Annotated in this window: 18 protein-coding genes, 1 tRNA gene and 1 other RNA gene; 12 read left to right on the top strand and 8 right to left on the bottom strand. The window is 71.5% G+C overall.

Annotated features, from left to right (window positions below):
* Positions 1–7: 7 nt before the first annotated feature.
* Both MUN74_RS03610 and MUN74_RS03605 read left to right on the top strand, forming a co-directional pair.
* Positions 8–1,930, top strand: a complete 1,923-nt coding sequence (locus MUN74_RS03610; RefSeq protein ID WP_244855051.1) for a helicase HerA-like domain-containing protein — start codon at positions 8–10, stop codon at positions 1,928–1,930.
* Entirely contained in the window at positions 1,930–2,550 is a 621-nt protein-coding gene (locus tag MUN74_RS03605) for a GNAT family N-acetyltransferase (RefSeq protein ID WP_244855050.1), read from the top strand. The genes MUN74_RS03610 and MUN74_RS03605 overlap by 1 nt, the downstream gene beginning before the upstream one ends.
* Here MUN74_RS03605 and MUN74_RS03600 read toward each other — a convergent pair whose 3' ends face one another.
* Together MUN74_RS03600 and MUN74_RS03595 are read right to left on the bottom strand one after the other, a co-directional pair.
* Complete coding sequence (locus MUN74_RS03600; RefSeq protein WP_244855049.1) at positions 2,551–3,072, bottom strand: hypothetical protein; 522 nt, start codon at positions 3,070–3,072, stop codon at positions 2,551–2,553.
* Positions 3,073–3,398: 326 nt separating this feature from the next.
* A complete protein-coding gene (locus tag MUN74_RS03595; protein ID WP_370647342.1) occupies positions 3,399–4,571 on the bottom strand; it encodes an ROK family transcriptional regulator in 1,173 nt (390 codons plus the stop codon).
* A 145-nt stretch (positions 4,572–4,716) separates the two neighbouring features.
* On the opposite strand from MUN74_RS03595, the gene MUN74_RS03590 reads away from it, so the two are divergent.
* Genes MUN74_RS03590 through MUN74_RS03575 form a run of 4 tightly spaced genes read left to right on the top strand, consistent with a single transcriptional unit; the run spans position 4,717 to position 10,301 of the window.
* Positions 4,717–6,039: an extracellular solute-binding protein gene (locus tag MUN74_RS03590; RefSeq protein WP_244855048.1), complete on the top strand. Its 1,323-nt coding sequence runs from the start codon at positions 4,717–4,719 to the stop codon at positions 6,037–6,039.
* 1 nt (position 6,040) lies between these two features.
* Positions 6,041–7,024 (top strand): carbohydrate ABC transporter permease, encoded by a 984-nt coding sequence (locus MUN74_RS03585; protein ID WP_244855047.1) that lies wholly within the window; start codon positions 6,041–6,043, stop codon positions 7,022–7,024.
* Positions 7,024–7,920 (top strand): carbohydrate ABC transporter permease, encoded by an 897-nt coding sequence (locus MUN74_RS03580; RefSeq protein WP_244855046.1) that lies wholly within the window; start codon positions 7,024–7,026, stop codon positions 7,918–7,920. The genes MUN74_RS03585 and MUN74_RS03580 overlap by 1 nt, the downstream gene beginning before the upstream one ends.
* A gap of 2 nt (positions 7,921–7,922) precedes the next feature.
* Positions 7,923–10,301, top strand: coding sequence for a beta-xylosidase/alpha-l-arabinosidase (locus MUN74_RS03575; protein ID WP_244855045.1), 2,379 nt, complete (start codon positions 7,923–7,925; stop codon positions 10,299–10,301).
* Positions 10,302–10,354: 53 nt separating this feature from the next.
* On the opposite strand, the gene MUN74_RS03570 is transcribed toward MUN74_RS03575, so the two are convergent.
* The gene (locus tag MUN74_RS03570; protein WP_244855044.1) at positions 10,355–11,392 is read right to left on the bottom strand and encodes a LacI family DNA-binding transcriptional regulator; all 1,038 of its coding nucleotides are present in this window, start codon (positions 11,390–11,392) and stop codon (positions 10,355–10,357) included.
* A 124-nt stretch (positions 11,393–11,516) separates the two neighbouring features.
* On the opposite strand from MUN74_RS03570, the gene xylA reads away from it, so the two are divergent.
* Together xylA and xylB are read left to right on the top strand one after the other, a co-directional pair.
* A complete protein-coding gene (gene xylA / locus MUN74_RS03565; RefSeq protein WP_244855043.1) occupies positions 11,517–12,710 on the top strand; it encodes a xylose isomerase in 1,194 nt (397 codons plus the stop codon).
* 65 nt (positions 12,711–12,775) lie between these two features.
* Complete coding sequence (xylB, locus tag MUN74_RS03560) at positions 12,776–14,212, top strand: xylulokinase (protein WP_244855042.1); 1,437 nt, start codon at positions 12,776–12,778, stop codon at positions 14,210–14,212.
* A 198-nt stretch (positions 14,213–14,410) separates the two neighbouring features.
* On the opposite strand, the gene MUN74_RS03555 is transcribed toward xylB, so the two are convergent.
* From MUN74_RS03555 to MUN74_RS03535, 5 genes are all read right to left on the bottom strand, one after another.
* Positions 14,411–14,498, bottom strand: a tRNA-Ser gene (locus MUN74_RS03555).
* An RNA gene (ffs, locus tag MUN74_RS03550) (signal recognition particle sRNA small type) lies at positions 14,496–14,592 on the bottom strand. Before ffs ends, MUN74_RS03555 begins: the two co-directional genes overlap by 3 nt.
* A gap of 175 nt (positions 14,593–14,767) precedes the next feature.
* Complete coding sequence (locus tag MUN74_RS03545; protein ID WP_244855041.1) at positions 14,768–15,718, bottom strand: NAD-dependent epimerase/dehydratase family protein; 951 nt, start codon at positions 15,716–15,718, stop codon at positions 14,768–14,770.
* Complete coding sequence (locus tag MUN74_RS03540) at positions 15,715–16,701, bottom strand: bile acid:sodium symporter family protein (protein ID WP_244855040.1); 987 nt, start codon at positions 16,699–16,701, stop codon at positions 15,715–15,717. The genes MUN74_RS03545 and MUN74_RS03540 overlap by 4 nt, the downstream gene beginning before the upstream one ends.
* Positions 16,698–18,086 (bottom strand): flavin-containing monooxygenase, encoded by a 1,389-nt coding sequence (locus MUN74_RS03535; RefSeq protein ID WP_244855039.1) that lies wholly within the window; start codon positions 18,084–18,086, stop codon positions 16,698–16,700. The genes MUN74_RS03540 and MUN74_RS03535 overlap by 4 nt, the downstream gene beginning before the upstream one ends.
* Before the next feature lie 187 nt (positions 18,087–18,273).
* Here MUN74_RS03535 and pta point away from each other — a divergent pair, with 187 nt between their 5' ends.
* From pta to MUN74_RS03515, 4 genes are read left to right on the top strand one after another with little or no spacing between them, the layout of a single operon-like run.
* Positions 18,274–20,463 (top strand): phosphate acetyltransferase, encoded by a 2,190-nt coding sequence (gene pta / locus MUN74_RS03530; RefSeq protein WP_244855038.1) that lies wholly within the window; start codon positions 18,274–18,276, stop codon positions 20,461–20,463.
* Positions 20,460–21,707 carry an acetate/propionate family kinase gene (locus tag MUN74_RS03525; RefSeq protein WP_244855037.1) on the top strand — a complete coding sequence of 416 codons (1,248 nt, stop codon included), beginning with the start codon at positions 20,460–20,462 and terminating at the stop codon, positions 21,705–21,707. Before pta ends, MUN74_RS03525 begins: the two co-directional genes overlap by 4 nt.
* A gap of 54 nt (positions 21,708–21,761) precedes the next feature.
* The gene (locus MUN74_RS03520; RefSeq protein ID WP_244855036.1) at positions 21,762–22,340 is read left to right on the top strand and encodes a helix-turn-helix domain-containing protein; all 579 of its coding nucleotides are present in this window, start codon (positions 21,762–21,764) and stop codon (positions 22,338–22,340) included.
* Positions 22,337–23,737, top strand: coding sequence for an MFS transporter (locus MUN74_RS03515; RefSeq protein WP_244855035.1), 1,401 nt, complete (start codon positions 22,337–22,339; stop codon positions 23,735–23,737). The genes MUN74_RS03520 and MUN74_RS03515 overlap by 4 nt, the downstream gene beginning before the upstream one ends.
* The last annotated feature ends 79 nt before the right edge of the window (positions 23,738–23,816 follow it).

Below are 23,816 nucleotides of genomic sequence, written 5' to 3'. Positions count from 1 at the left end.
TCGCCGCATGGCCGATGACGCGGTGAAGCAAGCTCAGGAGGCGGCCGCCGCTGCGGCCGAGGCGGCGAAGGCGCTGCAGGCGCAGGCCGAGGCCGCGATCAAGGCGGCTGAGGAGGCGGCGGCGCTCGCGAAAGCGGCCGCCGAGGCGGCGAAGGCCGGGGATGCCGCGGCAGAGACGCCGGCGCCGACGGAGCCGTCCGCCGCAGCCGGAACTCCGGCCGCACCGGCGCCCGAGACGCCCGCCGCGAGCACGCCGGCATCCGCACCGCCCGCGGCCGGGGCATCCGGCCCCCTCGACGCGAAGCACGTCGAGACGGTGCGCGCCGGGTACGCCTTCGAGGGTCCGGCCCTCGAGATGGGCGCGCTCGTCAACGGCGAGGCCGACCCCTCCGTGCCGGTGCGCATCCCGATCGCCATGACGAACCGGCACGGCCTCGTCGCCGGAGCCACCGGCACCGGCAAGACCCGCACCCTGCAGGTGCTCGCCGAGCAGCTCTCGGCGGCGGGCGTCGCGGTGTTCGCGGCCGACATCAAGGGCGACCTCTCGGGCGTCGCGACCCCCGGCGAGGGCAACGAGAAGCTCCTCAAGCGCACGGCCGGCATCGGCCAGGAGTGGACGGCGGCGAGCTTCCCGACCGAGTTCTTCTCGCTCGGCGGCGTCGGCCGCGGCGTGCCGATCCGCGCGACGATCTCGGGCTTCGGACCGCTGCTGCTGTCGAAGGTGCTCGGCCTCAACGACACCCAGGAGTCCAGCCTCGGGCTCGTCTTCCACTACGCGAACCGCGAGGGGCTCGCGCTCCTCGACCTCGAGGACCTGCGCGCCGTGCTCGCCTACCTCGTGAGCGACGCGGGCAAGGGCGAGCTCGAGGGGCTCGGCGGCCTGTCGAAGGCGACGGTCGGGGTCATCCTGCGCGAGCTCATCACGTTCGCCGACCAGGGCGCCGACGTGTTCTTCGGCGAGCCCGAGATCGACACCGCCGAGTTCCTGCGCACAGCCGCCGACGGGCGCGGCGTGATCAGCCTGCTCGAGGTACCGGGCGTCGCCGACAAGCCGGCGCTGTACTCGACGTTCCTCATGTGGCTGCTCGCCGACCTCTTCACCGACCTGCCCGAGGTCGGCGACCTCGACAAGCCGAAGCTCGTGTTCTTCTTCGACGAGGCGCACCTGCTCTTCAAGGACGCCTCGAAGGAGTTCCTCGCGCAGATCACGCAGACCGTGCGGCTCATCCGGTCGAAGGGCGTCGGCGTGTTCTTCGTGACGCAGACGCCGAAGGACGTGCCGGGCGACGTGCTCGCCCAGCTCGGCTCGCGGGTGCAGCACCAGCTGCGCGCGTTCACCCCCGACGACGCGAAGGCGCTCAAGGCGACCGTGTCGACGTACCCGAACTCGGGCTACGACCTGGAGGAGACGCTCACCATGCTCGGCACGGGCGAGGCGATCGTCACGGTCATGAACGAGAAGGGCGCGCCGTCGCCCGTGGCGTGGACGCGGCTGCGCGCACCCCAGGCGTCGATGTCGCCCTCGCCCGACGCCGTGATCGACGCGGCGGTCGCCGCGTCGCCGCTCACGGCGAAGTATGCGACCGGCATCGATCGCGAGTCGGCTCACGAGATCCTGACGAAGAAGCTCGCGGATGCCGCAGCGAAGGTCGACGCCGAGCAGGCGGCCGCCGCCAAGGCGAAGGCCGATGCCGAGTACGCGAAGATGCAGGCCAAGATCGAGGCCGATGCGGCGAAGGCCGACAAGAAGGCGCAGGCCGAGTACGACCGGCTGATGAAGCAGACGTCGGGGAGCTCGCGGTCGCGCACGAGCTCGCGGTCGAAGTCGAAGGAGAAGTCGGCGCTCGAGGAGGTGCTCGGCTCGCGCACGACGCAGACGGTGATCAAGGAGGTCATCACCGGCATCTTCGGCATGGCCAAGCGTCGCTGATGGCGTTCGAGATCCGACCGTACCGTCCGTCCGATCGCGACGACGTCGCATTGATCTGCCTGCGCACCGCTGCGGCCGGCGGCGACGCGACCGGGGTGTACTCCGACGACACGCTCATGCCCGAGGTGTTCGCCCTGCCGTACCTCGAGTACGCGCCCGACCTCGTCTTCGTCGTCGCCGACGAACAGCGGGCGGCCGGGTACGTCATGGCGGTCGCCGACACAGCCGACTTCGTCGAGTGGTGGAAGCGCGAGTGGGCGCCCGGCTTCGCGGAGCGGCATCCCGTCGTCGCACCGCCGACCGCGCACCAGCCAGCGTTCTCCGAGGCGGCCCTCGTCGACGCGGGCCTGCATCCCGAACGCATGCTCATCGACGAGCTCGACGACTATCCGGCCCACCTGCACATCGACCTCCTGCCCGAACTGCAGGGCCAGGGCTGGGGGCGGCGGCTCATCGACACGGTGCGCGCGGCGCTCGCCGAGCGCGGCGTCGATGCGCTCCACCTCGGACTCGCCGCTGAGAACACCGGCGCGCGGGCGTTCTACGACCGACTCGGCTTCCACGAACTGCCGTCGAGCCGGCCCGACGCGCCGAAGCTCGGCATCGCGACGAGCGCCTGATCAGGCCATCAGGGCGCGGCGCTCGAACCAGTAGAGCAGTCCGGGGTCGCTCTCGCGCAGTTCGGCGAGCGTGACGGGATCGGGCCGGGTCACCTCTTCGACGTCGAGCGTGCGGGCGACGAGATCCATCGAAGCGGCATCCCAGAACCGGCCGCGCATGCGGAACCGGCCGCGACCGCCGCGGCAGACGACGAACAGCTCTTCGGTCGTCTCGAGACTGTTGGGTCGGTAGAGCTGGATGCGCAGGACCTTCGCGACGTCGCGGGCGGCGACGACGGTCGTGGCGCCGAAGAAGCCGCGCTCGACGATGCCCTGGCGGCTGACCGAGACACGGGTGCGACGGTACGCGACCCAGCCGAGGCACATGAGTGCGAAGACGATCGCGGCCGTGACGGCGACGACCGGCCAGGAGCCGGTCGGATCGAGCACCCACAGCTCGACCGCCAGGAGGGGCAGCACGAGTGCGGCGGCGGCGATGCTGTAGCTCCACCCGAGCGAGCGACGAGGCCTCAGGGTGATCACCCTGAGGCCGTCGCCCCCTGCTGCCGCTGCGCCGATGGAGGAGCCCCCTGCGTCCCCACTCCTCGTGTCCACCTGTGCCGCTGACATCTCTCACATCATGCGGCCAACGCGCGATGCGCGCCATTCGGCATTAATGAGGACACGGGGGTCGGGCACGGTCGTTCGCTGGTCGGGCACAGTCGTTCGCCATCATTCGGGACGGTGGAGGGAAGTGTGTGCCGGCGTCGTGGGGTCGACGAGAACGCCGTCGTCTTCGTCGACATCTCGGGCCCTCACGACCCGGCTCAGGACAGCATAGGCGGTGCCGGCGACGCTCGTCGACGTGCTCAGCCGTCGGTCCCGACGGGCTCGCGAAGCAGGTCGGCGAACGCCGCCTCGGCGGCGCCGATCAGCAGGCGGTCCTCGCCGAGCGCGGCCACACGGATCTCGAGCGACTCGGCGGCCGCCGGCATGGTCTGCGCCACGACGGCGTCGCGGAGTGCGTCGGGGTCGCTCGCGGCGACCGTGGCGAGGAACCCGCCGAGGATGACGAGCGACGGGTTCAGCACGTTGACCGCGTTGGCGAGCGCCGTGGCGAGGATGCGGCGCTGGCGCGAGAGCTCGGCCTCGACGTCGGCGTCGGCGCGCGCGGCGAGTGCGGCGGCGAGCGTCGGCTCGTCGGCCGACGCGAGGCCGACCACCGTGAGCAGCCGTGCGCGACTCACCTCCTCCTCGAGCACCCCCGCCGGCGCGGTGCGATCGTCGGGGTCCGAGATGCCCGGGCGGTTCCAGCCGAACTCGCCCGCGTAGCCGCCCGCGCCGGCGACGGGCAGACCGTGCACGATGAGGCCGCCGCCGATGCCGCTCGCACCGCCGTTGAGGTAGACGATGTCGTCGACGCCGCGCCCGGCGCCGAAGAGGTGCTCGGCGGTCACGCCGAAGGTGGCGTCGTTGCCGACGACGGCGGGAAGCCCCGTCGCGTGCTCGACGAGCGCCGGAAGCGGCACGTCGCGCCACTGCAGGTGCGGGGCGAGTCTCACCATTCCGTCGCCCGCACGAACGAGACCGGGCACCGCGAGACCGATCGCGACGATGCGCGCGCCCGCCAGTTCGGCACCGCGCCAGCGGTCGATCGTGCGCGCGACGATGTCAGCCGTCTCGGTGGGAGAGACGATGCGATCGACGTCGATGCGCTCGCGCGCGGGGATGCGGCCGTCGAGCCCGACGGCGGCGATCGTGACGGCATCGAGCTCGGGGTTGACCGCGATCGCGACGACATCGGGGGAGGGGGCGACGACCGGTGACGGTCGACCGACCCGGTTGGTCGGGTCGGGCGCCCGCTCGACCGCCAGCCCGAGGTCGACGAGTTCGGCGGCGAGCGACGCGACGGTCGAACGGTTGAGACCCGTCATGGCGGTCAGCCGGGCGCGTGAGAGCGGCCCCTCGAGATGCACGAGGGTGAGGAGTTTCGAGAGGTTTCGACGATGGACGCCGTCGAAGGTTCCGCTCCGTTCGATCACCCGTTCACTCTAGGGAGTGCTGGGATCGCTCGGTTGCGGACACGCCGAATTTGTTGCGCTTGACTCGATATCCGGAGGCGACGTATATTCGAGGCGTCCAAGATCACTTTCGGCACAACACCCGAAAATTTCGAGAGGTTCAACGATGAACAGACGCAGCACCAAGCTCGTCGCGCTCGGGGCGACCGTCGGACTCGCGGCGTTCGCGCTCGCGGGCTGCGCGCCGGCGGCAGGCGGAGGCGACGCCTCAGGCGACGGCACGACGATCACGTGGTGGCACAACGGCACCGGTGAGCCGCTGAAGTCCTTCTGGGAGGACGTGGCCGACGAGTTCGAGGCCGACCACCCCGGCGTCACCGTCAAGGTCGAGGCCTTCCAGAACGAGGACCTGCAGCGCACCCTCATTCCCAACGCGCTCCAGGCCGGTGGCGACGCGGCGCCCGACCTCTTCATGGTGTGGGCCGAAGGTGAGATCAAGGCACAGGTCGAGGCCGGCTACCTCAAGGACCTCAGCGGCCTCACCGACGTCGTCGAGAGCGTCGGCGGTGCCGGCACGGGCTGGAACGTCGACGGCAAGCAGTACGGCATCCCCTACCGCTACGGCATCGAAGGCATCTGGTACAACGCCGACCTGTTCGAGAAGGCGGGCATCACCGAGCCGCCGGCGACCTTCGACGAGTTCGGCGAGGCGATCGACAAGCTCTCCGCCTCGGGCGTCTCGCCGGTCGGCGTCGGCGCGGCCGACGGCTGGCCCGCGGCCCACTGGTGGTACCAGTTCGCCATCAAGACGTGCTCGCCCGAGTCGCTCGAGAAGGCGGCCGACACCCTCGACTTCAGCGACCCCTGCTTCGTCGAGGCGGGCGAGAACCTGAAGGCCTGGATGGACTCGTTCGACGGCGACCTGCCCTTCCAGTCGAACCCGACCAGCACCCCCGCGCAGAGCGTGCCGAACAGTTCGGCCGGCCTGCTCGCCTCCGAGGCGACCGCCATGGAGCTCATGGGCACCTGGCACCGCGGCGAGGTCGCGAAGCTCGTTCCGGGCGCACCCGCCGACAACCCGCCGGCACCCGAGTGGCTCGCCTGGATGCCCGTGCCCGACATCGAGGGTGCCGAGGGTGCACCCGGTGCCGCGCTCGGCTCCGGTGACGCGTGGGGCGTCTACGCCGACGCTCCCGACGAGACGCTCGACCTGCTCGAGTACATCATGAGCGAAGACGTGCAGAAGCGCTTCGCGGCGACGGGCGAGATCCCGACCGTCGCGGGCGCCGAGGCCGGCATCACCGACCCCGTGCTCAAGCAGATCGCCGACGGCACGGTGGGCGCCTCGCTCGTCGTGACGTGGCTCGACACCCAGTACGGCCCGGTCATCGGCCAGGCGATGAACGACGCCATCGTGGCCCTCATGTTCGGCGACGGAACGCCCGAGTCGGTCCCCGACGCCATGAACGCAGCGGCGGCCACGCTCTAGCATGACTGCACTCGAAACGGCCGGGCCCGCGGTGACCGCGGGTCCGGCCCCTCGCATCGAGCGGCGTCCGACACGACGCAACACGCGCAAGTGGGGCGAGATCTCGCTCTTCGCCGGACCCGCCGTGCTCGTCTACGTCGTCTTCGTCCTCCTGCCCGTCGTGCTGGCGGCGTACTACAGCTTCTTCAATTGGAACGGGCTGGGTCCGCTCGACCGGTTCATCGGTCTCGACAACTACACCCGGTTGCTCACGGATCCCGTGTTCCACCGTTCGGTGTACAACAACTTCTTCATCATCGTCCTGTCGCTGCTGATCCAGGGGCCGCTCGCGATCCTCATCGCGCTGCTCATGAACCGACCCCTGCGGTTCCGCGGCCTCCTCCGCGCCCTCATCTTCGTGCCCTACGTGCTGAGCGAGGTCACGGCCGGTCTCGCCTGGCAGATCCTGCTGCAGTCGGTGCCGCCGGCGCGTTGGGGCCCGGTCGACACGCTCCTGCAGGCGATCGGCATCGAGAACCCGCCGGCCTGGCTCGCCGATCCCGATGTCGTGATGTGGACCATGTTCGGCATCCTCACCTGGAAGTACCTCGGGCTCGCCATCATCCTGATGCTCGCCGGCCTGTCGGGCGTTCCCGAGGAGCTCTACGAGGCCGCAGCCCTCGACGGCGCCGGCTGGTGGAAGACGCAGTGGTACATCACCGTGCCGCTGCTCGGACCGACCATCCGCATCTGGGCCTTCCTGTCGATCATCGGGGCGCTGCAGCTGTTCGACATGGTCTGGATCGTGACCGGAGGCGGGCCGCTGAACGCGTCGTCGACGATGGCGGTCTACATGGTCAAGAACGGGCTCAACGTCACCCAGATCGGCTACGGCAGCGCCGTCGCCGTCGTCCTGTTCCTCATCTCCCTCGTCATCGCCCTCGTGTACCAGCGCTTCGCGCTGCGGCGTGATCTCGCCGGAGCCATCACCGGAGGGGTGCGCTGATGACCGCAACGACCGCCATGACCGTCGCCGACCCGGCATCCGTCCCGCGACGACGAGCCGGCCAGCGCTTCGACTGGGGCCAGCCGTTCGTGTACCTCGTCGCACTCGTCGTCGCCGCCCTCGCGGTCGGGCCGGTGCTCTACGTGTTCGTCTCGGGATTCCGCACGAACCCCGATTTCTTCGCGAACCCCGCGGGGATGCCCGATCCGTGGACCGTCGACAACTACGCGCGGGTGCTGACCGACCCGACCTTCTGGAACCAGGTGCTCGCGAGCATGGTGACGGCGCTCGGCACGACCCTCGGGGTCATGCTGATCGGCGTCATGGCCGCGTTCGTGATCGCCCGCTACGACTTCAGGGGCCGCGAGTTCCTCTACGCCATGTTCACGACGGGGCTGCTGTTCCCCCTCACGATCTCGATCCTCCCGCTGACCGTGCTGCTGCGGCAGATGAACCTCTTCGGCAACTGGTGGGGGCTCATCATCCCCCAGGTGGCCTTCGCGCTTCCGACGACGATCATCATCCTCGTCCCCTTCCTGCGCGCCATCCCCGGCGAGCTCGAGGACGCGGCGATGGTCGACGGGTCGAGCCGGATCGGGTTCTTCTGGCGCATCATGCTGCCCCTGTCGATGCCGGCACTCATGACCGTGGGCGTGCTCGCGTTCGTGGGCAGCTGGAACGCCTACCTGCTGCCGCTGTTCGTGCTGCAGGCCGGCGGCGCCGGCGTCGACAGTTACACCCTGCCGCTCGGCGTGCAGTTCTTCTCGACCGCGTACGGGCAGGACACCACCGGCGTGCTCTCGTACACGGCGCTCGCGATGCTCCCCGCGATCGCCTTCTTCACCCTTGCCGAGAAACGCATCGTCGGCGGGCTCCAGGGAGCGGTGAAGGGATGACGATGGAACACGCCCGCCCCTGGCAGGACACCTCCGTGCCCGCCACCGAACGGGTCGACTCGCTCATCGCGGCGCTCAGCCTCGACGAGAAGCTCGCGCAGCTCTACGGCGTCTGGGTCGGCGCCTCCGCGGACGGCACCGACGTCGCGCCGAACCAGCACGAGATGATCGGCGACGTCGACCTCGACGCGTTGATCCCCGACGGCCTCGGCCAGCTCACCCGGCCGTTCGGCACCGCACCGGTCGACCCGGGCGTTGGGGCGCTCTCGCTCGCCCGCACCCAGCGCCGCATCGTCGCCGAGAGCCGCCTCGGCGTGCCCGCGCTGGCCCACGAGGAGTGCCTCGCCGGGTTCGCCGCCTGGGGCGCGACCGCGTACCCGGTTCCGCTCAGCTGGGCGGCGACGTTCGATCCGGCGCTCATCGAACGGATGTCGCGGCGCATCGGCGACGACCTCCGGCGCGTCGGCATCCACCAGGGGCTCGCACCGGTGCTGGACGTCGTGCGCGACGCCCGCTGGGGCCGGGTCGAGGAGACCATGGGCGAGGACCCGTACCTCGTCGGCACCGTCGGCGCCGCGTACGTCCGCGGCCTGGAGTCGGCCGGCGTGGTCGCGACGCTCAAGCACTTCGTGGGCTACTCGGCCTCGAAGGCCGGCCGCAACCTCGCGCCGGTCTCGGTGGGCGGGCGCGAGCTCGCCGACGTGCTGCTGCCGCCGTTCGAGATGGTGCTGCGCGAGGGCGCTCCCCGCAGCGTGATGAACGCGTACACCGACATCGACGGGATTCCGACGGCGGCCGACGCGGCCCTGCTCACCGACCTGCTGCGCGGCGTGTGGGGCTTCGAGGGCACGGTCGTCGCCGACTACTTCTCGATCGCCTTCCTGCAGACGTTGCACGGCACCGCGGGCTCCCTCGCGGACGCCGCAGCCGCCGCGCTCGAGGCCGGCATCGACGTGGAGCTGCCGACCGTGCACGCGTTCGGGGCGCCGCTGCGCGAGGCGATCGCCGACGGGCGTCTCGACCCCGCGGTCGTCGACCGGGCACTGCGTCGCGTGCTCGCGCAGAAGCTCGAGCTGGGCCTGCTCGATGCCGACTGGGATCCCGTACCCGAGGCGTTGCGCGATCTCGCCGACGACCTCGAGGCGGTGCGGGGCGCCGTCGACCTCGACCCGCCGGCGAATCGGGCGCTCGCCGCCGAGATCGCCGAACGAGCGATCGTCCTGCTGCACAACGACGGCACGCTGCCGCTGGATGCCGCGGCCGGTGCTCCCGCTCGGATCGCCGTGATCGGCCCGAACGGCGACGATCGGTTCGCGGTGCTCGGCTGCTATTCGTTCCCAGCCCACGTGGGCGTCCACCACCCGGCCTCGGGCGACGGCATCGCGCTGCCGACGCTGCTCGAGTCGCTGCGCGCGGAGTTCCCGGGCACGGAGATCGACCACGTGCTCGGCACCTCCGTCGACGGCGGCGAGACGGACGGCATCGCCGAGGCGGTGGCCGCGGCATCCGCAGCCGATCTGGTCGTGCTCGCCCTCGGCGACCGCGCCGGACTGTTCGGCAGGGGGACGAGCGGCGAGGGATGCGACGCGGAGTCGCTCGCACTGCCCGGTGCGCAGGGCGCGCTCCTCGAGTCGGTGCTCGACACCGGCACTCCGACGGTCGTGACGCTGCTGGCGGGGCGCCCGTACACGCTCGGCACCGCGCCCGAGCGTGCTGCCGGCATCCTCGAGGCCTTCTTCGCGGGCGAGGAGGGGACGCGTGCGCTGGCCGGCGTCCTCAGCGGGCGCGTCGCGCCGTCCGGCCGCCTCCCGATCTCGGTGCCGGCGACGGCCGGCGTGCACCCCTCCACCTACCTCGCCCCGCCGCTCGCGCAGCGCAACGGCGTGTCGAGCATCGACCCGACGGCGAGGTACCCGTTCGGCCACGGCCTCACGTACACGAGCTTCGAGTGGGGCGAGGTGCGGGGCGAGGCGTCAGAGATCCCGACCGACGGCGAGGTCGCCGTGCAGGTGCGGGTCGCGAACACGGGTGCCCGCGCCGGCGCCGAGGTGGTGCAGCTCTACCTGCACGACCCGGTCGCGAGCGTGGTGCGCCCCGTGCAGCGGCTCATCGGCTACGCGCGGGTCGACCTGGCGCCCGGGGAGGCCGTCGACGTGCGCTTCGTCGTGCCCGCCGACCTGTCGTCGTTCACCGCGCGCGACGGCGCTCGCATCGTCGAGCCGGGCGTGCTCGTGCTCGGCCTCGGCCGATCGAGCGCCGACCTGGTCGGGACGCACCGGGTCGAGCTCACCGGGAGGGTGCGCCGCGTCGACCACACCCGGCGCCTGCACCCCGAGGTCACCGTCGAACGGCTGCCGCTGGAGGCGCCGGTCACGGCGTGATCCCACGGCCACCGGCCGACGGCTGCACTCAGCCGTCGGCCGTGGCGGCGGCGTCAGCCGTCGGCCGGGGCAGCGGTGCTCTCGCGGACCACGAGGCTCGTGGCGAGGTCCATCCGCGGGGTCGGCGCCGTCGGGTCGGCGGGGGCGTCCGCGAGCCGGATCGCCAGGCGCGCCGCCTCCTCGCCCATGCGGCGCAGCGGCTGGTGCACCGTCGTGAGCCGCGGGGTGAGCCAGCGCGCGAGCGGGATGTCGTCGTAGCCGACGACCGAGAGGTCCTCGGGCACCCGCAGGCCGAGCTCGCGCGCCACCTCGAGCACGCCGAGCGCCTGCATGTCGCTGCCCGCGAACACCGCGGTCGGCCGATCGGGGCTGGTGAGCAGCTCCTGCGCGTGGTCGCGTCCGCCGGTCACGTGGAAGTCGCCGAAGCGGATCCAGGCGGGGTCGATCGCGAGACCGGCCGAGTTCATCGCGGACCGGTAACCGTCGACGCGTGCCAGCGAGCACATCATGTCCTCGGGGCCGGTGATCGCGGCGATCCGCCGATGGCCGAGCTCGATCAGGTGCCGGGTGGCGGCGAGCCCGCCCGACCAGTTCGCCGAGCCGACGCTCGGCGCGTCGGGCGACGGGTCGCCGGCGGGGTCGACGATGACGAACGGGATCGCCCGGGCGCGCAGCTGCTCCCGGTAGTCCGGCGCGAGGTCACTGAAGACGAGCACGACCCCGACCGGGCGGCGCCGCATGACCCCCTCGACCCAGTCGGCGTCGGGCGAGTGCCGGCTTCCGCTCACCGTGAGCACGACGCTCAGGCCGTGCTCCTTCGCGACCGACTCGACGCCGTCGATGAGCTCCATCGACCAGATGGGGTCGAGCTCGTGGAAGACGATCTCGATCAACTCGGCGCGGGTCTCGCTGCGCCCGCCGCCGCGCCGCCGGTAGCCGCGCTCGGCGAGCACGTGCTCGACCCGCTCGCGCGTGGCCTCGGAGACGTCGGCGCGCCCGTTCAGCACCTTGGAGATGGTCGACAGCGAGACGCCGGCCTCGTCGGCGACGTCGGCGAGCGTGACGCGCGCGCCCGCGGCATCCGATTTCATGTTTCGAATCCTAGTGTCGAAATTTCCGGAAGGGTTTCCCGGGAATCGGTTTGCGTGTCTCAGCGTGTCGGGTTATGTTGAACTCGCCAACAAATCATCGACGACGCTGAAAGGCGGATCATCCATGGCCAGCGCGCCCACCCGCGACGACAAGTTCTCCTTCGGCCTCTGGACCGTCGGCTACAACGGCACCGACCCCTTCGGTGGTCCGACCCGCGATGCGCTCGACGTCGTGCACGTGGTCGAGAAGCTCGCCGAGCTCGGCGCGTACGGGCTGACGTTCCACGACGACGACCTGTTCGCCTTCGGCTCGACCGACGCCGAGCGGCAGACCCAGATCGACCGCCTCAAGCAGGCGCTCGCCGACACCGGCCTCATCGTGCCGATGGTCACCACGAACCTCTTCTCGGCACCGGTCTTCAAGGACGGCGGCTTCACGTCGAACGACCGGGACGTGCGACGCTTCGCGATGCGCAAGGTGATGCGCCAGCTCGAGCTCGGCGTCGAGCTCGGGGCGAAGACCTTCGTCATGTGGGGCGGGCGCGAGGGCGCCGAGTACGACTCCGCGAAGGACATCCGTGCGGCGCTCGACCGCTACCGCGAGGCGGTGAACTTCCTCGGCCAGCACGTCATCGACCAGGGTTGGGACATCCGCTTCGCGATCGAGCCCAAGCCCAACGAGCCGCGCGGCGACATCCTGCTGCCGACCCTCGGACACGCGATCGCGTTCATCGACTCGCTCGAGCACCCCGAGCTCGTTGGCCTCAACCCCGAAGTCGGCCACGAGCAGATGGCGGGCCTCAACTTCGCCGCAGGCATCGCCCAGGCGCTGTACCACGGCAAGCTCTTCCACATCGACCTCAACGGCCAGCGCGGCATCAAGTACGACCAGGACCTCGTGTTCGGTCACGGCGACCTGCACAATGCCTTCGCGCTCGTCGACCTGCTCGAGAACGGCGGCCCCGGCGGCGTGCCCGCCTACGACGGCCCGCGTCACTTCGACTACAAGCCGAGCCGCACGGAGGACGAGCGCGGCGTCTGGGAGTCGGCTGCAGCGAACATGCGCACCTACCTGCTGCTCAAGGAGCGCGCAGCCGCGTTCCGCGCCGATCCCGAGGTGCAGGAGGCGCTCGCGGCCGCGAAGGTCGACGAGCTCGCCGCGCCCACGCTGGACGCGGACGAGACCTGGGAGTCGCTCGCCGCCGACCGCTCGGCGTTCGAGGACTTCGACGCGAACGCGTACCTCGGCGGCAAGGGCTTCGGCTTCGTGCGCCTGCAGCAGCTCGCCACCGAACACCTGCTCGGCGCTCGCGGCTGACCCCGCGCCCGCACCGCCCCGCCGATCATCCACCCGCCCGTCGCATCGTCGCCAAGGAGGGCAACGTGACGCTCGTCGCCGGAGTCGACTCGTCGACCCAGTCGTGCAAGGTCGTGATCCGGGATGCCGCCACCGGCGCGCTCGTCCGGACCGGTCGCGCCCCGCATCCCGACGGAACCGAGGCCGACCCGCAGCACTGGTGGCGCGCGCTGCAGTCGGCGATCGCCGCAGCGGGCGGACTCGACGACGTCGCCGCGGTGTCGATCGCCGGCCAGCAGCACGGCATGGTCGTGCTCGACGCCGACGGCCGGGTCATTCGCCCGGCCCTCCTCTGGAACGACACCCGCTCGGCGGGAGCGGCCCGCGATCTGACCCGCGAGGTCGGCTCGCGGGCCTACGCCGACCGCACCGGCGTGGTGCCCGTCGCCTCGTTCACGGCGACGAAGCTGCGGTGGTTGCGCGATGTCGAGCCGGCCAACGCGGCGCGCGTCGCCGCGGTCGCGCTCCCGCACGACTGGCTCACCTGGCGGCTGCGCGGGTACGGCCCGGCCGGCGACGCCGAGTCGCCGCTCGGGCCTGTGCTCGAGGAGCTCGTCACCGACCGGTCCGACGCGAGCGGCACCGCGTACTGGGGCGCCCGCGGGTACGACCGCGACCTCCTGGTCCGCGCGCTCGGCCACGACGCCGTGCTGCCGCGGGTGGCCGGCCCGGCCGACCGGGTCGGCGCGACGGCGGCCGGCGTCGTCGTCGGCCCGGGCTGCGGCGACAACGCGGGCGCCGCACTGGGACTCGACGCGCAGCCGGGCGACGTCATCGTGTCGATCGGCACGTCCGGCACGGTGTTCGCCGTCGCGGACGCACCGATCGCCGATGCGTCGGGCACCGTCGCAGGCTTCGCCGACGCGAGCGGCAACTGGCTGCCGCTCATCGCGACCCTCAACGCCGCGCGCGTGCTCGACTCGGCCGCCGGCCTGCTCGGCGTCGACCACGACGAACTCGGCAGGCTCGCGCTCGAGGCCGAGCCCGGGGCATCCGGTCTCGTGCTCGTGCCGTACTTCGAGGGGGAGCGCACCCCGAACCTTCCCGAGGCGACCGCCTCGCTGACCGGCATGACGCTCGCCTCCACCACCCGGCCGAACCTCGCCAGGGCGGCCGTCGAGGGGTTGCTGTGCGGGCTCGCCGACGGCCTCGACGCCGTGCGGGGCCAGGGCGTGGCGGCGCGACGCGTGCTGCTGATCGGCGGCGCCGCGCAGAACCCCGCCGTGCGGGCGATCGCCGCCCAGGTGTTCGACGTGCCGGTGGCCGTGCCCGCCCCGAGCGAGTACGTCGCCGACGGGGCCGCCCGCCAGGCGGCCTGGGCGCTCATGGGCGAGCGACCGGCTTGGGCCGTCGAGTTCGCGGTCGAGCTCGAGCCCGACACCCGGCCCGAGATCCGGGCGGCGTACGCCGCCGCGACGGCACGCATCGCGGTCGACTCCGGGAGCGCCGCAGTCGACGACTGACCCGGCCGCCGGAGCCGCTTCCGGTGACCGGTCTGCGCCGTGCGTGCGCACCCGGCGTGGGACATCTCGGCGGAGGGTGGGGGATTCGATACCCGGTGCGGGTGCTGTGCGCGCACCCGGCGTGGGACATCTCGGCGGAGGATGGGGGATTCGAAGCCCGGTGCGGGTGCTGTGCGCGCACCCGGCGTGAACGGTTCTTGGCGGAGGATGGGGGATTCGAACCCCCGAGGGCTTTCACCCAACACGCTTTCCAAGCGTGCGCCATAGGCCACTAGGCGAATCCTCCAGTGACCCCCCACGCACCCGCCAGAGCCCGGTTACCCTTGCTGCGTTTCCGCCCTGGGGGAGTTGGCCTGGATGGCGCCACGTGGGGAGCCTCGGACAGTCTACCCGAGTCCTGAGGGCTCGCCGTACGCGCGGCCGGTGGCAGCCGTCGGCGGGCGCGATCCTCCGAAGGATGGCCGTATCCGAGTCGGCTGGAGAGGAGCATCCGACACGAACCGCCGATATCGGGCCTCTGCGTCGGATGCTCCTGCCCGAGCTGCACCGACTGCGCTACCCGCGCGCGGCTCGCGCCTCGAGGTAGGCGTCGAACGCCTCGCGGCTCGTCCTGCCGGGCACGTACCCGAGCTGCGTCTTGAGCCGGTCGTTCGCGAGCACCGGCCGGTACTGCAGGAAACCCACCCGCTCGGGCCCGTGCACCGTGAGCCGCAGCGCCCGCCCCGCGCGCAGCGCGAACGCGAGCACGCCCGGCGACAGGGTGAGCACGGGCTTGCCGAGCGCGTCGGCGATCTCGTGCACGGTGACCTTGCCGTCGCCGGCGACGTTGAACTCGCCGGTCACGTCGCCCGTGGCGCCCGCCACGATCGCGCCGACGACGTCGTCGACCCACACGAACACGAACGGGCTGTCGGAGCCGCGGATCGCGAGGATGCGCGGCCCGTCCCACAGCGCGGTGATCTGGTTCGCGACCGTCGGGCCGAGGATCGTGCCGATGCGCAGCACGACCTGCCCGAGCGACGGATGCCCCGCCCGGTAGTCGGCGAGCATCTCCTCGACGAGACGCTTGTGGCGCGAGTAGCTGAACTCCTCGTTGCCGCGGATGGCGTCGGTCTCGGTCAGCCACTCGGGGTTGTCGGCGTGATAGCCGTAGGCCGCGCCCGACGACGACACGACGATGCGGGAGACGCCGTAGGCGACCGCGGCGTCGAGCACGTTGCGGGTGCCCTGCACGTCGACGCGGTACTCGATCTCCTCGTCGAGGGCGCCCGGGTTCACGATGGCCGCGAGGTGCACGATCGTGTCGATGCGGTGCTTCGCGACGACGGTCGCGACGGCCTGCGCGTCGGTCACGTCGCACGACTCGACGACGACCCCGTCGACGACCTGCGCGGGTGGGCGCACGTCGCCCGAGACGACGAGTTCGACGAGGGGATGCCGCGCCAGGGCGGCGACCGCGGAGGAGCCGAGGAACCCCGACCCGCCGGTCACGAGCACGCGCCTCATTCGGCGTCCTCCGACCCGGTGGTCTCGATACGCTCGCTGCGCTCGCCACGCGACCGACCAGGAGGCGCCGTCGCCGCGGCATCCGCCCGCTTCTTCGTGTGCCGCGCCCAGAAGGAGGCGACCGCGAGGCCCGCGATGATGTCCCAGATGCCCCACCAGCCGGCGACGACGGCCATGCCGCCGAGACCGCCGAAGAACGCGAAGACGAGCCCCAGCCCGAGCCCCGAGTTGCGGATGCCGACCTCGAACGTGATCGCCTTGCGGTCGCGCACGCCGAGCCCGCCGATGCGGGCGCTCGCGTAGCCGAGGCCGAGCGCGACGGCGTCGTGCAGGAAGACGGCGACGAGCACGACGCCGATGTACGCCATGAAGATCGCCCAGTTGCCGATGAGCGCCGCGGCGATGAAGCCGACGAGACCGAGCAGGCTGATCCAGCGGGCGTAGGGCTGCACGCGCTCGGCGAGGCGGGTCCACCTGGCGCGGATGAGCATGCCCGCGAAGAACGGCAGGCCGATGATGAGGAAGATGTCGGCGAGCATCTGCCAGCCGTCGAGGCTCACCTGGTGCATGAGTTCGCGCGCGGTCGGGTGGAGGCTGCCCCAGAACGCGAGCGAGATCGGCAGCACGAAGATGTAGACCACGTTCGACACGGCCGTCATCGACACCGAGAGGGCGACGTTGCCGCGCGAGCAGTAGGTGAGCACCTGCGAGATGTTGCCGGGCGGGCAGCACGCGACGAGGATCATGCCGAGCGCGATCGACGCCTGCACGTTCAGCAGCAGCGTGAGCGCGAACGTGACCGCGGGCAGCAGCACGAGCTGCGCGACGAGCGCGATGATCATCGCCTTCGGCGCCTTGGCGACGGCCTTGAAGTCGTCGACGCTCGTGTCGAGCGCGATGCCGAACATGATGAGCCCGAGCACGATGTTGAGCGCGACGAGCGAGCCCGGGGTGAAGTTGAGGACGACGTCGTCGATGTTCACGCGGTCACCTCGTCGGTCGAGGAGCTGCGCGCATCGAGACCACGGTCGACCGGGGATGCGGCGGGCAGCGCCTTCCGCAGCTTCTTGACGTTGCGCCGGTAGGCGTCCTTGTTGACGTAGTACGACATGCGGTCGAGCCCGAGGTAGTCGTAACCGCCGGTGAGGTCGGGCCATGCGGCATCCGCCCGGCGCCGGAAGGCGGCCGCCTGCTCGGGTGCCCCGCCTGCGGCGGCGAGGTAGGCGGCGATGAGGTCCGCCTGCTCGTAGCGGCCCTGCCAGCCGATTCCCGACGCCTCGATCATGCCGAGCACGTACAGGCCGTTGAAGCTCGGCGGGAAGATGTTCATGAAGAGCGACGGAGAGGCGCCCCGCCAGTTGAGGTGCTCGCGCGCCACGAACGGATAATCGAGCTTGTAGCCGGTCGCGAGCACGACGAGGTCGTAATCGCCCGACGTGCCGTCGGCACCGTGTTCACCGACGAAATGCACCGTGTCGCCGTCGAAGCGGTCGATGTCGGGCACGACCCGCAGGTCGCCCTGTCCGAGGTGGTTCAGGATCAGCGTGTTCACGATCGGGTGCGACTCGTAGATCTTGTAGTCGGGCTTCGGGAATCCGAAGCGCACCGGGTCGCCCGTGAACGCCTCGAGCACGCGCGTGTCGACGAACTGCTTGATCGGCGCGGGCAGCGGCCGGCCCTGGTTGAGCGTGTCGGACGGCTTGCCGAAGAGGTAGCGGGGCACGAAGTAGTAGCCGCGGCGCACCGACAGGTCGACGGATGCCGCGTGGTGCACGGCATCGACCGCGATGTCGCATCCCGAATTGCCGGCGCCGATGATGAGCACGCGCTTGCCGTCGAACACCCTCGCCGACTTGTACGCGCTCGTGTGCATGACCTCGCCGGTGAAGTCGCCGCGGAACGACGGCACGTTCGGCTCGGCGAGCGTGCCGTTCGCGAGGATCACCGCCGAGTAGTCGCCCTCGAACGTGTCGCCGCCGTCGGTTACGGCGGTGAGCCGCCAGCCGTTCGCACCCGGCGTCTCGCCGTCGGCGACCGGCAGCGGCTCGACGCTCGTGACCCTCGTGCCGAAGTGGAAGTGCTCGCGCAGCCCGAACCGGTCGGCGTACGCGCGGAAGTACTCGAGGAGCTCGCGATGGCCGGGGTAGTCGGCGGTCGACCGCATCGGGAACTCGGCGAACTCGGTCGTCGTGCGGCTCGAGATGAGGTGCGCGGACTCGTACATGGTCGAGCGGGGGTTGTCGATGTTCCAGAGGCCGCCGACGTCGGCGCCGGCCTCGAAACCGTGGAAGGAGAGCCCGGCGCGGCTCAGTGCTCGCGCGCCGGCGAGGCCGGAGGGGCCCGCTCCGATGAGGGCGATGGGGTTCACGGGTGGGGGATTTCGGGTTCGGGTCGCGCCGCAGGGGAGACGGCACGGCACGTCGATGTGCCCGATCAGCCTAGGCGAAGATCGTTCGGATTCCTTCCCCTTCGCGCGGGGGTCGATTCGGATGACGCGGGTGTACTCCCCGCGAACTCCCGACCGGGCGACGGCGCCGCCGAATAGGCTGGGAATCGTGGCGCACAGCATCTACATCTGCTCGGCCGAGGGGAACACCGGCAAGTCCACCGTCGCGCTCGGCACGCTCGACACCCTGACCCGGCGTGCCGCGAAGGTCGGCGTGTTCCGGCCCATCGCGCGGTCGACCGCCGAACGCGACTACGTGCTCGAGCTGCTGCTCGCGCACGACGGCGTCGTGCCGCTCTCGTACGACGAGGCGATCGGCGTCTCGTACGACGAGGTGCACGCCGACCCCGACGCGGCACTCGCGACGATCGTGCGGCGCTTCAAGGCGATCGAGGGGCGGTGCGACGCGGTCGTCATCATCGGGTCGGACTATACCGACGTGGGCAGCCCGACCGAGCTCGCCTACAACGCCCGCATCGCCGCGAACCTCGGCACCCCCGTGCTGCTCGTGCTCGGCGGCCGTGTCGGCGAAGGACAGAACCGGGCGCTCAGCGAACGACTCGGCGACAGCGACGCCCGCACGCCCGACGAGCTCGCCCAGCTCTCCGAGCTCGCGGTCGAGGAGCTCGAGCGCGAGCACGCGTCGCTTCTCGGCGTCGTCGTCAACCGCGCCGACCCCGGCCGGCTCGACGAGATCGTCGCGGCGGTGCGGGCGGCCGGGCTCGGGCCGGTGTCGGGCGCCCGCCCGGCGACCGGCGCCGGCGGCGCGGCATCCTCGACCGAGGCCGACGGCGCGGCTGTCTGGGCGATCCCGGAAGACCAGTTCCTCGTCGCCCCGTCGATGCGCACGATCATGCAGGCCGTCGACGGCGAGCTGTACGCGGGCGACCCCGACCTCCTCGACCGCGAGGCGCTCGGCGTCGTGATCGCCGCGATGTCGATGGAGAACGTGCTCTCGCGGCTCATCGAGGGTTCGGTCGTGATCGTGCCGGGCGACCGCAGCGAGGTGCTGCTCGGCGTGCTGACGGCGCACTCGTCGCAGACGTTCCCCTCGGTGTCGGGCATCGTGCTGAACGGCGGGTTCCCGCTCTCCGAGCACATCGTGCGACTCGTCGAGGGCCTGAAGGCCGGGCTGCCGATCATCCGCACCGAGCTGTCGAGCTACGAGACCGCGCTCGCGATCACGCACACACGCGGCCGCCTCGCCGCCGAGTCGCAGCGCAAGCGCGACACCGCGCTCTCGCTCTTCGAGCACCACGTCGACGCCGATGCCCTGCTCGACCGGCTCGAGATCGCGAGCCCCGACGTCGTCACGCCGCTCATGTTCGAGTTCGGGTTGCTCGAGCGCGCGCGTCGCGACCGCAAGCACATCGTGCTGCCCGAGGGCTACGACGACCGCATCCTGCGCGCCGCGGCGACGCTCCTCGCGCGCGACGTCGCCGACCTCACGATCCTCGGCGAGGAGATCGAGATCCGCTCGCGCGCGATCGGGCTCGGCCTCGACATCTCGCGCGCGACCGTGCTCTCGAACCACGACTTCGTCTACGTCACCCGCTTCGCCGAGGAGTACCAGAAGCGCCGCGCCCACAAGGGCGTCACGCTCGAGCAGGCGCGCGAGCGCGTGCAGGACGTGTCGTACTTCGGCACCATGATGGTGGAGCTCGGCATGGCCGACGGCATGGTGTCGGGCGCCGCGCACACCACCGCGCACACGATCAAGCCCTCGTTCGAGATCATCAAGACGAAGCCCGGCGTCGACGTCGTCTCGAGCGTGTTCCTCATGGCCCTCGCCGACCGGGTGCTCGTCTACGGCGACTGCGCGATCGTGCCCGACCCGACCGCCGAGCAGCTCGCCGACATCGCGATCTCGTCGGCCCGCACGGCGGCGCAGTTCGGCATCGAGCCGCGCATCGCGATGCTGTCGTACTCGACCGGGGAGTCGGGCGCGGGCGCCGACGTCGACAAGGTGCGGCTGGCGACGGAGCTCGTGCGCGAGCGCGCGCCCGAGCTCGCCGTCGAGGGGCCGATCCAGTACGACGCGGCCGCCGACGCCGCGGTCGCCCGTACGAAGCTGCCCGAGTCGGAGGTCGCGGGTCGGGCGACGGTCTTCGTGTTCCCCGACCTCAACACGGGCAACAACACGTACAAGGCGGTGCAGCGGTCGGCCGGTGCGGTCGCCATCGGGCCGGTGCTCCAAGGCCTCAACAAGCCGGTGAACGACCTCTCCCGCGGGGCGCTCGTACAGGACATCGTCAACACCGTGGCCATCACGGCGATCCAGGCGGCGGATGCCTCGTGAGCCTCGTCCTCGTCATCAACTCGGGCTCCTCGTCGCTCAAGTACCAGTTGATCGAGGCCGGCTCGGGCCGCTCACTTGCCTCGGGCCTCGTCGAGCGGATCGGGCGCTGGGGAGGGCGGGCGAAGCACGTCGCGCCGGTGGCGGCGACGTCGGGTCGCGAAGGAGATGCCGCCGAGGCCCCTTCGCCGAGCTCAGGGGACACCGTCACCCGTGAGCGCGAGGTCGACGTGCGCGACCATTTCGCGGCGTTCGACGTGATGCTCGAGGCCTTCGCCGAGACCGGTCCGTCGCTCGTGGCGCACCCGCCCGTCGCGGTGGGCCACCGTGTCGTGCAGGGCGGCGCCAGGTTCTTCGAACCGACCGTCATCACCGACCTCGTGAAGATCAACATCGACGAGCTCTCGACGCTTGCGCCCCTGCACAACTCGGCCAACCTCGAGGGCATCGAGGCGGCGCAGCGGGCGTTCCCCGACGTGCCGCACGTCGCCGTCTTCGACACGGCGTTCCACCAGACGATGCCGCCGGCTGCGTACACCTATGCGATCGACCGGGACGTCGCGGCGAAGCACCGCATCCGGCGCTACGGCTTCCACGGCACGTCGCACCGCTACGTCTCGCGCGCTGCGGCGGAGTTCGTCGGCCGACCCGTCGAGGAGCTGCGGCAGATCGTGCTGCACCTCGGCAACGGCGCCTCGGCCTGCGCGATCGACGGGGGCCGATCCGTCGACACGAGCATGGGCATGACCCCGCTCGAAGGGCTCGTCATGGGCACCCGCTCGGGCGACCTCGACCCGGCCGTGCTGCTGCACCTGCAGCGGCGCGCCGGACTCGACGTGGACGGCGTCGACGAACTGCTCAACCGCCGCAGCGGCATCCTCGGCCTCGGCGGGCACGCCGACATGCGCGACCTGGTCGACGCGTCAGAGGCCGGCGACGAGCGCGCGTCGCTCGCGCTCGACGTGTACGCCCACCGGCTGAAGGCCTACATCGGGGCGTACCTCGCGCAACTCGGCGGGGTCGACGTGATCTCGTTCACCGCGGGGGTGGGGGAGAACTCGGTGCGGGTTCGTGCCGCGGCGCTCGCCGGGCTCGAACGGCTCGGCATCGAGCTCGACCCGGTGCGCAACGCCGTTCGCGGCAGCGAGACACGCGTGATCTCGACCGACGCGTCGCCCGTGACGCTGCTCGTCGTGCCGACGAACGAGGAGCTCGAGATCGCCCGGCAGACGCTCGCGGCGGTCTGAGCCAACTCTGCAAGAACTATTGCGCAATAGTTCTTGCAGAGTTACGCTGGCGGTATGAGCGAGCACGAGAAGTCCATCGACCTGCGCGACGCGGGGGCGATGCGCGCCATGGCCCACCCGTTGCGGCTGCGCATCCTGGGTCTCCTGCGCATGCACGGGCCGCAGTCGACCGGCATGCTCGCCGAGGCGACCGGCGCCGCGTCGGGATCGATCAGCTACCACCTGTCGACGCTCGCGAAGCACGGCTTCGTCGAGGCCGCACCCGACCTCGGCCGCGACGGGCGTGAACGCTGGTGGCGCGCGGCGCACGAGGTGACGAGCCTCAACGCCGAGAGCTACCTCGACGACCCCGACCGCCGCGAGGCCGCAGAGGCGATGCGCCGCACCGTCGTCGACGCGTACCACCGTGAACTGCTCGAAGCGATCGACGCCGATTACTCGCTCGAACCCGAATGGATCGCCGCCTCCGACTCGAGCGACGGCGGGGCGCAGCTCACCCTCGACGAGTTCCGCGAGCTCACCGCCGACCTCGCCGCGGTGCGCGACAAGTGGTGGGCGGTCGGTCGCGAGCCCCGGCCCGGCACCCGAGCGGTGCGCTGGATCACCCACACCTTCCCGAGGACCGAGCAATGAGCGTCGAGGTCGCCGCCGGCGATGCGTCGATCGAGGCGGATGCCGCGACCGAGGCCGCTCGCGGGGCGCGAGACGCCGCGTCGACCCCCGCCGGCTCGGTCGAGACGCCGCGCCGTCGCATCCCGCTGCTGGCCAACCTCGCTGCGGCGCTGTTCTCGCGCGGCGGCAACGCGATCGCGCTCGTCGCCCTGCCGATCATCGCACTGCAGCAGACGGGGTCGCCGCTCGCCGCCGGTGTCGTCGGCGTGTTCGCGACCGTGCCGCTCGTGATCGGGGGCGCCTTCGGCGGCGTGCTCGTCGACCGGTTCGGCTACCGCGTCTCGTCGATCGTCGCCGACCTCGCGAGCGCGGTCACGGTGCTCGCGATCCCGGTGCTGCACGCGACCGTCGGGCTGCCGTTCCCCGTGCTGCTCGCCCTCGTCTTCCTCGGCGGGCTGCTCGACCCGCCCGGCGACACCGCGAAGACGTCGATGACGCCCGACCTGGCTGCGCTCGCCCGCTGGCCGATCGAGCGTGCGGCGGGCGCGCAGTCGGCCGTCGAGCGCTCGGCGATGATGCTCGGCGCGGGCACCGCGGGCGCGCTCGTCGCACTGCTCGGGCCGATGCCCGCGCTCTACATCGACGCGGCGGGCTTCGCGGTCTCGGCGCTGCTCGTGGCGGGGCTCATCCCGCGCTGGGACCGTGTGCGGGCGGCGGAACCGGCCGCCCACGTGGTGCCGGCGACCGACGGCGGGTCCACGGCGCTTCCGGGCGTCGTCGACGCCGCCGGTCCCGAGCCCTCGGCCACGGGCACCGGCGGGTTCATGGAGGGGCTCCGCTTCGTGGCATCCTCGCCGCTGCTGCGCTCGATCGTGCTGCTCGTCACGTTCACGAACGCGATCGACGCCGCCGGAATGACGGTGCTCAAGCCGCTCTACGCGACCGACGTGCTCGGCGACCCCGCCCAACTGGGATTCATGATGGGGTGCTTCGCGGCCGGCGCCCTCACCGGATCGATCGTGTTCGGGGCCGTCGGCCACCGGTTCTCGGGGCGCGCCCTGTTCGCGGCGTGCTTCATGGTCGCCGGCACCGTGCCGTACCTGACGATGGCCCTCGGGGCGCCCGCACCGGTGCTGCTGCCCGTGCTCGCCCTGTCGGGGTTCGCGGCCGGAGCGATCAATCCGATGATCTCGACGGCCATGTACGCCCTGATCCCCGACGGCATGCGCGCCCGGGTGTTCGGGGTGACGACGGCCGGCGTGGCGGCGACCATGCCGCTCGGCGCGTTCCTCGGCGGTCTCGCGGCCGAGCAGGCGGGACTCGTGCCGACGCTGGTGGCGTGCGCCGCGCTGTATCTGGTGCTCGCGTCGTCGCCGCTGTACCTGCGATCGTTCCGTGGGCTGGCTTCGATGGAATGACCCCCATTCGGGGGTGATTTCGAGTCATCCCCTTACCGCGGGACGCTCGGTCGCCATACATTGAGCGCATGCGGCGCGG

Source organism: Agromyces sp. H17E-10, assembly GCF_022919715.1.
Taxonomy (GTDB): Bacteria; Actinomycetota; Actinomycetes; order Actinomycetales; family Microbacteriaceae; genus Agromyces.
Note: the sequence above shows the minus strand (reverse complement) of the source record. Positions and strands in the feature narration are given on the sequence as shown.

Coding starts and splice junctions, on each gene's coding strand:
- MUN74_RS03520 (WP_244855036.1), top strand. CDS start 21,762: ATGAGCGAGCACGAGAAGTCCATCGACCTGCGCGACGCGGGGGCGATG.
- MUN74_RS03515 (WP_244855035.1), top strand. CDS start 22,337: ATGAGCGTCGAGGTCGCCGCCGGCGATGCGTCGATCGAGGCGGATGCC.
- MUN74_RS03545 (WP_244855041.1), bottom strand. CDS start 15,718: ATGAGGCGCGTGCTCGTGACCGGCGGGTCGGGGTTCCTCGGCTCCTCC.
- MUN74_RS03605 (WP_244855050.1), top strand. CDS start 1,930: ATGGCGTTCGAGATCCGACCGTACCGTCCGTCCGATCGCGACGACGTC.
- MUN74_RS03590 (WP_244855048.1), top strand. CDS start 4,717: ATGAACAGACGCAGCACCAAGCTCGTCGCGCTCGGGGCGACCGTCGGA.
- MUN74_RS03585 (WP_244855047.1), top strand. CDS start 6,041: ATGACTGCACTCGAAACGGCCGGGCCCGCGGTGACCGCGGGTCCGGCC.
- MUN74_RS03610 (WP_244855051.1), top strand. CDS start 8: ATGGCCGATGACGCGGTGAAGCAAGCTCAGGAGGCGGCCGCCGCTGCG.
- MUN74_RS03570 (WP_244855044.1), bottom strand. CDS start 11,392: ATGAAATCGGATGCCGCGGGCGCGCGCGTCACGCTCGCCGACGTCGCC.
- MUN74_RS03575 (WP_244855045.1), top strand. CDS start 7,923: ATGGAACACGCCCGCCCCTGGCAGGACACCTCCGTGCCCGCCACCGAA.
- MUN74_RS03580 (WP_244855046.1), top strand. CDS start 7,024: ATGACCGCAACGACCGCCATGACCGTCGCCGACCCGGCATCCGTCCCG.
- xylA (WP_244855043.1), top strand. CDS start 11,517: ATGGCCAGCGCGCCCACCCGCGACGACAAGTTCTCCTTCGGCCTCTGG.